The sequence below is a fragment of the Arthrobacter sp. efr-133-R2A-120 genome (assembly GCF_030209835.1).
GTDB lineage: Bacteria > Actinomycetota > Actinomycetes > Actinomycetales > Micrococcaceae > Arthrobacter.
This window is the reverse complement of sequence record NZ_JARVRF010000061.1, coordinates 64,979-78,447: the sequence shown is the minus strand read 5'-3', so window position 1 is coordinate 78,447 and position 13,469 is coordinate 64,979. Positions and strand designations below refer to the sequence as shown.

The window sequence follows — 13,469 nt, the reverse complement described above, 5'->3', positions numbered from 1 at the left end:
CGGACTCCCCGCGGCTGCCCGCCGTCGAGCTGCCGCGGTCCGCGATCACGGTCCGCGAACAGGTCTCGGTCTGGCCCGTCGAAAGCAACTGGCGGGACCGCCAATCGGACCAGCAGCAGTGATCCGTCACGCCGTGGTGCCGGAGCAGGATACATCCATCGTTACAACGCAGGACCCGAAGGAGGCACAGCCCCATGCTGAGCCGTATTGCTGAATCCCTTTTCTGGATCGGCCGTTACGTGGAGCGGGCCGACGGCACGGCCAGAATCCTGGACGTCCACCTCGAACGCCTGAACCACCTGCCGCTCGAGGAACAACGCAGCGTAGCGAGGGAACTTCTGGCTGTCATGGGAGCCAGGCCGCAGAGTGAGGAATTCGGCTTGCCGGAATTGCTTCACGCCCTCGCCTATGACAAGACGAGTGCCACGTCCATTGCCGGTTCCCTCGGGGCTGCGCGTGAGAATGCCAGGCGGGCACGCGAGACCGTGTCGTCGTCATTATGGGAAAGCCTTAACACCACGTACTACGGTCTGAACCAGCACCGTAAGGACGTCGTGGGCACGTACCGCTTCTGCAACTGGGTCCTGGAACGCACAGCCATGGTCAGGGGCCTCGCGGACACCACGGTGAGCCACGACGAAAGCTGGCTTTTCCTGGTCCTCGGACGCTCGCTCGAACGTGCCGACATGACCGCGCGGATGCTATCCACCAGGGATGTCCTTTCCGCGGGAATGTCATGGGTGAACATGCTGCGTTGTGCGGGCGCCTACGAGTCGTTCCTTCGGACCCGCCGTGCGGCCTTCGGGGACCAACACGCTGCCGAGTTCCTCCTGCTGGACCGTCTGTTCCCGCGCTCCATCGTCTTCGCCCTGCGCGACGCTGACGAGTGCCTGGCCAAGTTGGATCCCTCCGCGCAGCGGGTGGGCTTCATCAACGACGCCCGTCGGATCGTCGGCCAGGCCCGTACCTTCCTTGAGTTCCATCGCACGGACGATCTCATGTCCGAGCTGCCCGAGCATATGGACCGGGTGCAGAAGGCCGTCACGCAGGCTTCCGACGCGATTTCCCGTAAGTACTTCAATCAGGCGGATGAACTGGCCTGGGTGGGAGAAGTTTCATGACCCGGCTGAGCATCGTCCACAAGACGGCCTACAAATACAACCGCCGTGTGACTCTGTCGTACAACGAGGCACGCATGACGCCGTTGACCGATCCGCAACAGGTGGTCCTTGAATCCTCACTGAAGATCACGCCGTCGCAAGCTGCTGTAAGCACCTACCGTGACTATTGGGGCACCCGCGTCACCGCTTTCGATATGCAGATGCCGCACGAGCGCCTCGAAGTTGTGGCCACCACCACCGTCGAGGTCCACCGGGTGGAACGGGTAGCCCTCGACGCCGAGATCGTCGGCTGGGATGTGATGGCTTCCGACGAGATCCGGGACCAGTTCAGCGACTGGTTGCCGCAGTCGCAGCTCAGCGGTCCGGGGGAGGAAGTCCTCGGAATCATTCCCGCCGTCGTGGCCGGCAAGAACCCGCACGAGACAGCCCTGGCCATTTTCGAATGGATGCGCGGCGAAATGAGCTATGTGAAAGGCACTACAGGCGTCACCACCAACGCAGAGGAAGCCTGGAACCAGCGCCAAGGAGTCTGCCAGGACCTCGCCCACTTGGCCATCGGTTCGCTCCGAAGCTGCGGCATTCCAGCCCGGTACGTGTCCGGTTACATCCATCCGCGGCCCACGGCCGAGATCGGTGAGACGGTCGCAGGCCAATCCCACGCGTGGCTGGAATGGTGGGACGGCGAATGGCGCAGCTGGGATCCCACCAACCACAAGCCTGCCGGAGACCTCCACGTCACTGTGGCGCGGGGCCGGGACTACCGGGATGTTCCTCCCTTGAAGGGCATCCTGTCCGGCGGAGGCGGCTCAGGCCTCACCGTCACAGTCGAGATCACGCGACTGACTTAGAAGGGACTGCGGCCCTCCGCCTGGATTACCAGGGGGAGGGCTTGTAGTCCTTCAGGAAGACCCCGTACTGGTCTTCGCCGTTTTCGCCCATGACGATGGGATCGTAGACACGCGCCGCCCCGTCCACGAGGTCGAGCGGTGCGTGGAAGCCTTCCTCCATGAGCCGGACCTTGGTGTAGTGCGGGCGTTCATCGGTGATCCACCCGGTGTCGACGGCTGTCATCAGGATCCCGTCGCTGTCCAGCATCTCTTGTGCGCTTGTCCGTGTCATCATGTTCAACGCGGCCTTTGCCATGTTGGTATGCGGGTGCCCGGGGCCCTTGTAGGCGCGGGAGAACTGGCCCTCCATGGCCGAGACGTTCACGATGTACTTCCTGCGTGCCGTGGAGCGCTTCATGGCCCCACGGAGCCGGCTGACCAAGAGGAACGGCGCTGTGACGTTGCAGAGTTGAACTTCAAGCATCTCCAGCGGATCAACCTCGTCCACTACTTGGGTCCAACTGTTGATGGTCGCAAGGTCGGGAACCAGGCCGCCGGCGTCGATCGCGGTGCCCGTCGCGATCCGCTCCAACGACGCGGAGCCCGTGGACAGCGCGAGCGAGGTAATCGCATCTCCCGCGAGCACGGGATGTTCCGTGACGCTGTGCGTGATGGCCAAGGGGTGTTTGTCGTGGGCATGGCCGAACGTGACCAGTTCCGGGCCGCCGTTGGCTGCCTGCAGGGCTTCCGGCAGCGGCTCGTCCTCGGCATCCACCAGCGGCTTGTAGGCATTCCCCGAACGCCGGACGGTTTGGGCGGCATTATTGATGATGATGTCGAGCGGGCCGGCTTCGTTGAGGGAATCGGTGAGGGCCATGACCTGTGAGGGGTCCCGGAGGTCGATGCCCACAATCCTGAGCCTGTGCAACCAGTCCGCACTGTCTTCCATGGCGGCAAAGCGGCGTGCCGCGTCCTTGGGGAAGCGAGTGGTGATTGTGGTGTGTGCGCCATCGCGGAGCAGTCGCAGGGCGATGTACATGCCGATCTTGGCACGCCCGCCCGTGAGGAGGGCACGGCGTCCGCTGAGGTCCGTGCGGGCATCGCGCTTACTGTGGCTGAAGGACGCACATTCCGGGCATAACTGGTGGTAGAACGCGTCCACTTGCGTGTAGTGCTGCTTGCAGATGTAGCAGGGCCGGGACCGGATGAGATGGCCTGCGATTTCGCCGGTGGCCGAGGTGGCGAGCTTGTTGCCGCGGGTCTCGTCGTCGATCCTGTCCGGGGCCGCGGTGGCGGTCAGTGCGATGACAGCGCGGTCGGCTTCCGCGATTTCGTCCCGTTTGGTGACCCGGCGATGCCGCTTGACGGCCTTGAACATCTTTCCCGTGGCACGACGGATGGCGACGTAGTCCGGGTGCTCCTCGTCGTAGGCGTGGATGGTGTTCAAGACCTTGAGGCAGGCCTGGATCTCTTCAGGCGTCAAATCGGCGGGGCTCATTGGGTCAATTTTACAGGGTCGGGCACAGCAAAGCCTCCCAGGCTGGAGGCCTGCTGTCGCCTGGGAGGCCGGGGGCTGTCCTGGTTCCGGGTTCCGGGTCAGACCTCTACCGAGTCAGCCTGGATTTTCGTGACCTGCTCCGCGGAGTCCCTGATGTCGGGGAACTTCTCCGTGGCAGCCTTGATCGCCTCCGGCACCGTGCGGCGGTGCTCGGCAGCCAGGGCGAGCTCGGACGCATCAGGCTCGGGTACCACTTGCCCCTTGGCGAGTACGGTGATTCCGGACTCGGTGACTTTGAAGCCACGGGCGCGGTCCAGGTCGGCATCCAAGCCAATGGCGGCCCCGGCAGGGACTTTCACGTTCTTGTCGATGATGGCCCGCTTGACGACAGCGCCTTCACCGATGCGCACCTTGTCCATCAGCACCGAGTCCTGGATCCTGGTGGCCGGTCCAACGTAGACGTCGTTGGAGAGGACGGACCCTTCCACGATTCCTCCGGAGATCACCGAGCCACTGGCCACGATGGAGTCCAAAGCGGTGCCGACCGTGTTGTTGTCGCCCCGGACGAACTTGGCCGGCGGTGAAATGCTCTGCCGCGTGTAGATGGGCCATTCCGAGTTGTACAGGTTGAACACGGGGACCGGGGAAATCAGGTCCATGTGGGCGTCATAGAACGAATCGATGGTTCCTACGTCGCGCCAGTAGGTGCGGTCGCGGTCGGTTGATCCGGGAATGTCGTTGAGCGTGAAGTCGTAGACGCCGGCCTCGCCCTGGGACACGAAATAAGGGATGATGTCGCCGCCCATGTCGTGCTTGGTGTCCAGGCGCTCCGCATCGATGCGAAGTGCTTCAACCAACGCGTCGGCGTCGAAGACGTAGTTGCCCATGGAGGCAAGGAACTGCGTGGGATCGGCGGCGAGGCCTTCCGTTTCGGCGGGCTTTTCCACGAACGCGGAAATCTTCTGGGGATCGTTTTTGTCGACCTCGATCACGCCGAACTGGTTGGCCATGTTCAGCGGCTGGCGGACGGCAGCGACCGTGGCCTTGGCCCCACTGGCCACGTGCTGTTGGACCATTTGCTGGAAGTCCATGCGGTAAACGTGGTCCGCTCCGACGACCACGACAATGTCGGGGTTGGCGTCGTGAATCAGGTTCAGGGACTGGTAAATGGCGTTCGCGCTGCCGAGGAACCAGCTCTTGCCCACGCGCTGCTGGGCGGGAACCGAGGCCACATATCTGCCCAGCTGGGTGGACATCCGCCAGGTCTCGGAGATGTGGCGGTCAAGACTGTGCGACTTGTATTGGGTCAACACCACGATCTGGAGGTACCCGGAATTGACCAGATTCGAGAGAGCGAAATCGATCAATCGATACCCCCCCGCAAACGGCACAGCAGGTTTTGCCCTGTCTGCCGTCAATGGCATAAGACGGTTTCCTTCGCCGCCAGCCAACACAATTGACAATACTTTCTTCAACGCCATGGTTTTTGCTCTCCCTGTACGTCTTTGTAGCCCCCGAAAAAAGCCCGGGTTGCCGGACCCTTTCACACTAGAACACATACTCGGGAAGGACTACGTTAGGTAGCGTGCGCGTAGACATTGTGACTAAAGAGTTTCCACCCGAAATCTATGGCGGGGCCGGTGTGCATGTTGCCGAGCTCAGCCGCGTCTTGGCGAAGCACGTGGATCTGCAGGTGCGCGCCTTCGGCGCGCCCCGTGATGCGGACTTCCACGGGGCAACGGTGACGTCGTATTCCACACCGGATGATCTGGGCTCGGCCAATGCCGCCGTCCAGACCCTCGGCGTGGATTTGCGCATCGTGCCGGACATCGCCGGAGCGGACCTGGTCCATTCCCATACCTGGTACGCCAACATGGCCGGCCACTTGGCGTCGCTGTTGCATGGGATCCCCCATGTACTCAGCGCCCATAGCCTGGAACCTTTGCGGCCATGGAAAGCGGAACAGTTGGGCGGCGGCTATGCCTTGTCCTCGTGGGTTGAAAAGACCGCCTATGAGGCCGCCGCGGCCATCATTGCTGTCTCGGACGGCATGCGGAAGGACATCCTGCGCAGCTATCCGAACGTGGATCCCGCCAAGGTCCGCGTGGTCCACAACGGCATCGACGTCGATATGTGGCAGCCGGACGAGGGCGAAGACGCAATCCGCGCGCTCGGCATCGACCCCGCCAAGCCCAGTGTGGTCTTCGTTGGGCGCAACACCCGCCAGAAGGGTGTGCCGTACCTCCTGAAGGCTGCGGCCAGCCTCCCGGAAGATGTCCAGCTGGTGCTTTGCCTCGGGGCGGCGGACACTCCGGAACTCGCGGCGGAAACTGCCCGGCTCATCGAGGACCTGCAGAGCAAACGCGAAGGCGTCCTGGTCATCGAACGCATGCTTCCGCGGCATGAGCTCATCCAGGTCCTCAGCCATGCCACGGCGTTCGCCTGCCCGTCGATCTACGAGCCCCTCGGCATCGTCAACCTCGAGGCCATGGCATGTGGCGCAGCCGTGGTGGCAAGTGCCACAGGCGGCATCCCCGAAGTGGTTCAGCACGGTGAAACGGGACTGCTGGTTGAACTGGAGCAGGTCACGGACGGCACAGGCACGCCGCTGGACCCCGAAAAGTTCGTCGCAGATTTCGCCGCTGCCCTCAATGAGGTTGTGTCTGATCCTGCGCGGGCCAAGGTCATGGGTGCCGCGGGCCGCGTCCGGGCGGAGGAGCATTTTTCCTGGGAATCGATCACCCAAACAACCCTTGAGGTCTATCGCTCTGTCCTCGCCCCCTGACCCACTAGGAACGACGACGGCGCCTCACCCCTCAGCGGGGGTGCGGCGCCGTCGTCGTTAAAGGATTCGGCAGATGTTCACCGGCCGGTCACGGCAGGATGCTAGCTGGATTTCCTTCCCTTCAAGGCGAGGAGGCTCTTCTCCTCGACGGGTGCCTCGCCGCTTGCCCGGTGCTCCCGGAAGTAGCCGCGGGCTTCGTCCTGGCGTTCCTTCTCAGCCCCGGAGGCGATGGCCGCCCGCAAGTGCTCCGGACCGTATCCGAAGGAATCAACCAGGTCCAGCGCGTGGGGACGGATCTTGACGAGCAGTCTGTTGATGTATGCCCCCACGGTGCGTCCCCGCTGCATGGAGAGGCGGCCGTTCATGAGGTACCAGGACAAGTGCTTCTCGATAAGCGACAGGCCAAACAGGTCGCGCAGCCATGTCAGCACCCGCAAGGTGCCAGGATCGCCGACCTTGCCGAGCGCTTCCGTGAACGCTTCCCATTGCAGGAGTTCGGCGTGGGCCTGCGCGGCTTCAATCAAATTGTCCTGATGCTGGTTGAAAAGTGCGGCGCCCTGATGCTGCGGAAGCTTGTTCGCACCCTTGAGCGCAGAACCCACCTCCGCCACCATGGACTGCACCCGGTCCGTCAGGAGCGTGCGTTGGCCTTCTTCGTCCCGCAGGGCCAACGCGGCCTTCTGGACTGATCCCGTGTCCGCCACGAACTGCGCCACTTGCCGCAGGCCGGTCCGGTTGATGGCGACATCGGCGGCCTGGGCAGCCACGAAGCGGGCGAGCACGCCAAAGTCGACGTTGCGGAATTCCTTCGCGTAGTCGGCCAGGAGGCGCTTTGCGACGAGCTGCAGAAGCACAGTGTTGTCACCTTCGAACGTGGCGTAGACGTCAAGGTCCGCACGGAGGGAGGCGAAACGGTTCTCGATGAGGAATCCTGCGCCGCCGCAGGCCTCGCGGCACTCTTGCAGCGTGTCAAGGGCGTGCCAGGTGCTCATGGGCTTGAGGGCCGCGGCGAGGGTCTCGAGGTCCTGGCGGTCGGCGTCGGTGTCGTGCAGGCCGGAGAAGACGTCGTCGAACTTTTCGAGCAGTTGCTCGTGTGCGAAGCTCGCCGCAAAGGTAGTGGCAAGCCGGGTGAACAAGCGGCGCTGGTGGCGCTGGTAGTCCAGCAGGACTTCCTCGTCGGTTGGGGATGACGCGTTGAACTGGCGCCGTTCGGCGGCGTAGCGGATGGCGGTCGTCAAGGCCACCTTGCTGGCGGCGACCGCCGCGCCGTCGAGGGAGACGCGGCCCTGCACCAAGGTGCCGAGCATCGTGAAGAAGCGCCGTCCAGGGCTGGCGATCGGCGAGGTGTACTCGCCATCGGGGGAAACGTTTCCGTAGCGGTTGAGCAGGTTGGTGCGCGGGACACGGACATCGGTGAAGTGCAGGCGGCCGTTGTCGATGCCGTTGAGCCCGCCCTTGATGCCGTCGTCCTCGCCGCCGATTCCGGGCAGGAACTCTTTGGTGTCCGGATCCCTCAGCTCGACAAAAAACGCGTGGACGCCATGGTTCACGTTGCGGGTCACCAGTTGGGCGAACACGACGGCGGCCAGGCCGTCATCGGCTGCGTTGCCGATGTAGTCCTTCCATGCAGCACGGAACGGAGTGTTGATGACGAACTCCTGGGCGGCCTCATCATAGGTGGCCGTGGTGGCAATGCTCGCAACATCGGAGCCGTGCCCGGTTTCGGTCATGGCGAAGCAGCCGGGGATCTCCAGGCTCATGATTCCGGGAAGCCATTTGTTCTGGTGCTCCTCCGTGCCGAGGTGCATCACCGCTGAACCGAAGAGTCCCCATTGCACACCGGCCTTGATCTGAAGTGAAGGATCGGCAGTGACGAGTTCCTCGAAGCCGGCGATGTTGCCGCCGTGGTCATCCGAACCGCCCAGGCTGGCGGGGAAAGCCCGGTGCACGGCGTTGTTGTCCACGAGGTACTTCAGCTGCCCGAACACGCGCTTGCGGTGCTCGGTATGCGTCAAGCCCTCGATCTTGTGTACCTCGGGGCAGCCCGCGAGGTCACGTGCCGTGTGCCGGATGTGGGCCCATTTGCCGAGCAGCAGTTCGCCAAGAGCCGCTACGTCCACCGTGGGGGCTGGCACAGCAGGCTGTGTGGTTGCAGCCGTTCCCGCGGCCGCCCGGTTGCTGGAGGAGGTGCGGTCCACTACTTCAGTCATGGTGATTCCTTCTTTGGTTCCGAACAACGTGGAGTCATTGCTGATATTCAGGGGGAGTTGATCTTGAGTTCCGGGGCGATACCCACGCACAGCCAATCGGTGATCTGGGCCGCCATGGTTTCCTGGTCGGGCTTCGCGGGGGAGGCGGGACTTCCGAGCCACCCTTCGCCGGCGTTGCGGACCAGCCCGATGGCGGCAGTGGGCCAGTAGTCGATCAGTGCTTCCTTTTCCGCGCCCAGGTGTTCCCGCATGGGGCGGGCGATCATGGCGCTGATCGACTCGAAGAAGTGGCCAAGGGCTCCTGAGGCGGCGATGGCGTCTTGCGCCGAGGGTTCGCCTTGCGAGAGCCGCGTGATGAACGCGTAGACGGCGGGGCTGGACTCCGCCATTTGCAGGTACGCGGAAACCATGGCGAACAGGCCTTCGCGGGGAGTCTGCGCGCTTTCCGCCGCTTCCTCCATTCGCCGCTGCATTTGTCCGAGCACTACTTCGCCCATTGCCTGCTGCAAGCCGGCTTTGTCCCCGAAATACCGGTAGTACACCGACTTGGAGGTACTGGCCGCGGTCGCGATGTCCTCCATGGAGGCGTCGCTGCCCAGCGCATGGACGGCTTTGCGGGCGGCCTTGATGAGATCCCGCCGGCGTTCTTCGCGGTGGACCTGCCAGCGGGCGGCACGGCCGTCGACGGCGGGAGAGTCGCCGTCCGCGGGGGGCGGAGTCCCGGCGTCGTGGTCGGCAGGAAGTCCAGGGCTGGGGATGTTCACGATACTCAGCGTATCAGGTACGCTGGGTATCAGTAACCCGATGTGATCATAAGGAGCAACGCATGCCTGCAGCAGCACATTCCGCGAACGCACCACACGAATCCCCCGTAGCCCCGGGCACACTCCGCAGGGCCGTGGTGGTTGGCGGGAACAGGATTCCCTTTGCCCGGACCGGCGGCGCCTACACCAAATCATCGAACCAGGACATGCTGACGGCTGCGCTGGACGGGCTGATCGCACGCTTCGGCCTTCAAGAGGAGCGGATCGGTGAGGTCGCCGCCGGAGCCGTTCTGAAGCACTCCCGCGACTTCAACCTGACACGCGAAGCGGTGCTTGGCTCGGCCCTTTCCCCGGAGACGCCTGCCTACGATCTCCAGCAGGCATGCGCCACCGGCCTTGAAACCGTCCTGGGTCTCGCCAACAAAATCAAGCTTGGCCAGATCGACTCGGCTATCGCCGGCGGCGTCGACTCGGCCTCCGATGCCCCTATTGCAGTCAGCGAGGGCCTCCGCGAAATCCTGCTCGACCTCAATCGCGCCAAGTCGTTGCCCGATCGGCTCAAGGTCCTCGCACGGCTGCGTCCCAAGGACCTCGCGCCGGATGCTCCGAACACCGGGGAACCACGGACAGGCCTCTCCATGGGAGAGCACCAGGCCCTGACTACGGCCCAATGGAAGATCAGCCGCGAAGCGCAGGACGAGATCGCGTTCAATAGCCACCACAACCTCGCCGCGGCCTACGAACGTGGCTTCTTCGATGACCTCGTGACTCCGTACCGTGGGCTGAGCCGTGATTCGAACCTGCGGCCCGATACATCAATGGAGAAGTTGGCCACCCTCAAGCCCGTCTTCGGCAAGAGCCTGGGAGCGGAAGCCACCATGACGGCCGGCAACTCCACTCCGCTCACGGACGGTGCCTCCACGGTGCTCCTCGGCACTGAGGAATGGGCGGACGCCCGGGGCCTGCCCAAGCTGGCCCTCGTCGTCGACGGCGAGGCCGCCGCCGTCGATTTCGTCCACGGGAAGGACGGACTCCTCATGGCCCCGGTCTTTGCAGTGCCGCGGCTCCTGGCCCGCAACGGGCTGTCCTTCGAAGACATCGACTTCTTCGAAATCCACGAAGCCTTTGCGGGCACCGTCCTGAGCACGCTCGCCGCGTGGGAGGACGAGGAATTCGGCCGCACCCGGCTGGGACTGGATGGTGCCCTCGGCAAGATCGACCGTGCCAAGCTCAACGTCAACGGCTCGTCTCTCGCCGCCGGCCATCCCTTTGCTGCCACCGGAGGACGCATCGTCGCCTCATTGGCGAAGATTCTCCACGACAACGGCCCGGTGGACGGCCGTCCGGCCCGCGGACTCATCTCCATCTGCGCCGCCGGAGGGCAGGGCGTCGTCGCAATCCTCGAGGCCTACTCCGCTCCGGAAGGGCGGTAGCCGGCATGACGGACAAATACACACAGTTTGTCAGCCACGGGATCGGCAAGGACCTGGCCAACAAGCTCGGCCTGCCCCAACCTGCCGTGCTTCGAAGGTACAAAGCAGGAGAACCGCTGGTTCCGGGTCCGGTCCTTGTGCTTGGGAACGGCAACGGCAGAACCGCCGGCTCCGACGAATTGGCTGCTGTTCTCGTGGGGTGGGGCCTCGACGTTCGGCGTGCCGCGTTGCCCAAGGAAAAGCTGGGCGCGATCATCCTGGTGCTCGACGCCGTCGAGCACCCCGATGAGCTTGCCGGACCTGTTCTCACCGCGGCACCGTCGCTTCGCGATTTGGCCCCCGGCGCGAGGGTCGTCACGATCTCCCGCACCTCCGCTTCTGCGGCAAACCCGGCTGTTGCCGCCGGTCGCCAAGGAGTTGACGGGCTGCTGCGTTCGCTCGCCAAGGAACTCCGGGCGGGTGCCACAGCCAACGGTATTCTCCTCGGGGATGGTGCCGGTACCACGAGCCCCAGCACCCTGGGTGCGCTGCGCTTTTTCCTGTCAGGACGGTCCGCGTTCGTGGATGGTCAGTTCCTGACTGTCACGTCAGGCTCCGGCGAGCTTGCCGCCGACGCCGACAAGCCCTTGGCCGGGAAGGTCGCCGTCGTCACCGGCGCCGCCCGTGGCATCGGCGCGGCGATCGCGAGGACCCTGCACCGGGACGGTGCGCGGCTCGTGGTGGTGGATATTCCCGCGGCGGGGGACCACCTCGCCGCCGTCGCCAACGAGGTCCATGGAACTGCCCTGCAACTGGACATCACGACTGAGGACGCCGGGAGGCGGATCATCGACCACGCCGTGGAACGCCATGGCGGGCTCGACATCGTCGTCCATAATGCCGGCATTACCCGGGACAAGCTCCTGGCCAACATGGATGAGGGCCGCTGGAATTCCGTCATCGGCGTGAACATCGCCTCGCAATTGAGGATCAACGAAGCACTCCTGGGCTCGGACCAGCTCCACAAAACCCCGCGGATCGTGTCGGTGGCCTCCACCAGCGGCATCGCCGGCAATCGCGGGCAGACCAACTACGCTGCTTCCAAAGGGGGAGTGATCGGCATGGTCAGGGCCACGGCGCCCGTGCTGGCAGAACGCGGCGGCTCCATCAACGCCGTCGCGCCCGGCTTCATCGAGACCGACATGACCGCCCGGATCCCGTTCGCCACGCGGGAAGTGGCCCGCAGGCTGAATTCGCTGCAGCAGGGCGGCCTGCCTGGGGACGTGGCAGAGGCAATTGCGTTCCTGGCATCGGATGCGGCCGCTGGAATCACGGGAGAAGTGCTCAGGGTCTGTGGACAGAACCTGGTGGGTGCATGACCACGGAACAACCACTCATCCTGGGGGACCTGCCGTCCCTCTCGAAGCTGTATGTGAATGCGGCGGCGACGGCCGCACGGAGGAGGGTGCTGGGGTTCCAAGCGGCCACCGCGCTGCCCCCCGGGAGCCACGAGGTCCGCGGGGTGCGGGCCGACGTCGCGAACCTCACCGCCTACCAGCACCTGATCGGCGAGACTGCGAGTGACATACTGCCGGCGGGCTTCATCCATGCCCTCGCGTTCCCGGTTGCCATGAGCGTGCTGAACCGGGACGACTTCCCCCTTCCGCTGCTGGGGATGATCCATTTGAAGAACCATGTGGAGCAATTGCGGGCAGTTCAGTTCAGTGAACCGCTCGATGTCCGGTCCTGGGCAGAGGACATGCGCGGCCACAGGGCGGGAACCCAACTGGACGTCGTTGCCGAAGTCCGGTCAAGCAACGACGGGGCCCTGCTCTGGCGGGGCGTCTCGACGTATTTGGCCAAGGGGGTCTTCCTGCCGGGAGTCGATAAGGCCGGCGCGGCCGCCGCTCCGACGGAATTCGCGGCACCCGCGCCAACCGCCGTCTGGCAGCTCGGCGTGGACACCGGCCGCATGTATGCCGCCGTCTCCGGGGACTTCAATCCGATCCACTTGAGCCTCCTCTCGGCCAAGGCGCTGGGCCTGCCGCGGTCAATCGCGCACGGCATGTACCTTGCATCCCGGGCCCTGGCCGACGTTGGCTCGGTGAAGTCGGAAGCGTTCCGGTGGGACGTGATTTTCGAGGTGCCGGTGTTCCTCCCGGCGCGGGTGGCCCTGGAAATCGGCACGGTCCACTCCGCGTCAGGCTCGTGGGAACGTTCCGACTATGTCGCCTGGAACCCGCGAAGCGGCAGGAGGCACTTCAGCGGATCCGTGACGGCCTTGTAGGGCACCGGTTTCGGAGTTCAAGGTTCGGGGTCCAGGAACAGCTACGACGACGGCGGTCACCCACGCGGGCGGCCGCCGTCGTCGTCCCTGGCGGAGCCAGATTCAGAGCCAAGTCCGGAGTCCGGTCCACTGCCGTGAGTGAATTACCGGTAATGCAATTTAATAAATGTGATGAACGCCGCATTAGCGTCCGAAAAGGCAAATTCAGTTTAAACAAACAAGGCCTGGAATTCTCAGAATTCCAGGCCTTGCATTTGTGCGCGGAGGGGGACTTGAACCCCCACCCCCTTTCGAGGACTAGCACCTCAAGCTAGCGCGTCTGCCATTCCGCCACCCGCGCAGGTGGTGTTCGGAGCCTTCGTTCTGCGCCTCTCGGCGCTTCTCTTTCCTCCGAAGCAGCGAGAAAAACTCTAACACGATTTCCGGGAAATAAAAAAACCGGAGCTGGAGAGGGGGTCGGCAACGGCAATTGGGCCCTGCCAATCCGCGCCAAAACGCGGGAAAGCACGCGGCCAAACAAGCGTGCGGTGGGTAGGCTGAGGGAAGCGCGCGGGAGCGTCCGCAC

At 64.2% G+C, this 13,469-nt stretch carries 10 protein-coding genes and 1 tRNA gene; 6 read left to right on the top strand and 5 right to left on the bottom strand.

Annotation, left to right across the window (positions count from 1 at the left end):
- Positions 1 to 194: 194 nt before the first annotated feature.
- Positions 195 to 1,121, top strand: coding sequence for an alpha-E domain-containing protein (locus QRN52_RS21355; protein ID WP_078108851.1), 927 nt, complete (start codon positions 195 to 197; stop codon positions 1,119 to 1,121).
- On the top strand, positions 1,118 to 1,969 hold the full coding sequence (locus QRN52_RS21350; protein ID WP_284755639.1) for a transglutaminase family protein: 852 nt from the start codon (positions 1,118 to 1,120) through the stop codon (positions 1,967 to 1,969). The genes QRN52_RS21355 and QRN52_RS21350 overlap by 4 nt, the downstream gene beginning before the upstream one ends.
- Before the next feature lie 25 nt (positions 1,970 to 1,994).
- Here the strand turns inward: QRN52_RS21350 and QRN52_RS21345 are convergent, their stop codons facing one another.
- Positions 1,995 to 3,446 carry an SDR family oxidoreductase gene (locus QRN52_RS21345; protein WP_284755637.1) on the bottom strand — a complete coding sequence of 484 codons (1,452 nt, stop codon included), beginning with the start codon at positions 3,444 to 3,446 and terminating at the stop codon, positions 1,995 to 1,997.
- A gap of 98 nt (positions 3,447 to 3,544) precedes the next feature.
- Complete coding sequence (gene glgC, locus QRN52_RS21340; RefSeq protein ID WP_284755635.1) at positions 3,545 to 4,927, bottom strand: glucose-1-phosphate adenylyltransferase; 1,383 nt, start codon at positions 4,925 to 4,927, stop codon at positions 3,545 to 3,547.
- A gap of 104 nt (positions 4,928 to 5,031) precedes the next feature.
- Here glgC and glgA point away from each other — a divergent pair, with 104 nt between their 5' ends.
- Positions 5,032 to 6,231, top strand: coding sequence for a glycogen synthase (glgA, locus tag QRN52_RS21335; RefSeq protein ID WP_284755633.1), 1,200 nt, complete (start codon positions 5,032 to 5,034; stop codon positions 6,229 to 6,231).
- A 101-nt stretch (positions 6,232 to 6,332) separates the two neighbouring features.
- Here the strand turns inward: glgA and QRN52_RS21330 are convergent, their stop codons facing one another.
- A complete protein-coding gene (locus tag QRN52_RS21330) occupies positions 6,333 to 8,441 on the bottom strand; it encodes an acyl-CoA dehydrogenase family protein (protein WP_284755632.1) in 2,109 nt (702 codons plus the stop codon).
- 47 nt (positions 8,442 to 8,488) lie between these two features.
- On the bottom strand, positions 8,489 to 9,199 hold the full coding sequence (locus QRN52_RS21325) for a TetR family transcriptional regulator (RefSeq protein ID WP_284755648.1): 711 nt from the start codon (positions 9,197 to 9,199) through the stop codon (positions 8,489 to 8,491).
- Between the two features lie 68 nt (positions 9,200 to 9,267).
- Between QRN52_RS21325 and QRN52_RS21320 the strand changes: the two genes are divergently transcribed.
- From QRN52_RS21320 to QRN52_RS21310, 3 genes are read left to right on the top strand one after another with little or no spacing between them, the layout of a single operon-like run.
- Positions 9,268 to 10,638, top strand: a complete 1,371-nt coding sequence (locus QRN52_RS21320) for an acetyl-CoA C-acetyltransferase (protein ID WP_284755630.1) — start codon at positions 9,268 to 9,270, stop codon at positions 10,636 to 10,638.
- A 5-nt stretch (positions 10,639 to 10,643) separates the two neighbouring features.
- Positions 10,644 to 11,996 carry a 3-oxoacyl-ACP reductase gene (locus tag QRN52_RS21315; protein ID WP_284755629.1) on the top strand — a complete coding sequence of 451 codons (1,353 nt, stop codon included), beginning with the start codon at positions 10,644 to 10,646 and terminating at the stop codon, positions 11,994 to 11,996.
- On the top strand, positions 11,993 to 12,904 hold the full coding sequence (locus QRN52_RS21310) for a MaoC/PaaZ C-terminal domain-containing protein (RefSeq protein WP_284755628.1): 912 nt from the start codon (positions 11,993 to 11,995) through the stop codon (positions 12,902 to 12,904). Before QRN52_RS21315 ends, QRN52_RS21310 begins: the two co-directional genes overlap by 4 nt.
- A gap of 257 nt (positions 12,905 to 13,161) precedes the next feature.
- Here the strand turns inward: QRN52_RS21310 and QRN52_RS21305 are convergent.
- A tRNA-Leu gene (locus QRN52_RS21305) sits at positions 13,162 to 13,244 on the bottom strand.
- Positions 13,245 to 13,469: the final 225 nt, after the last annotated feature.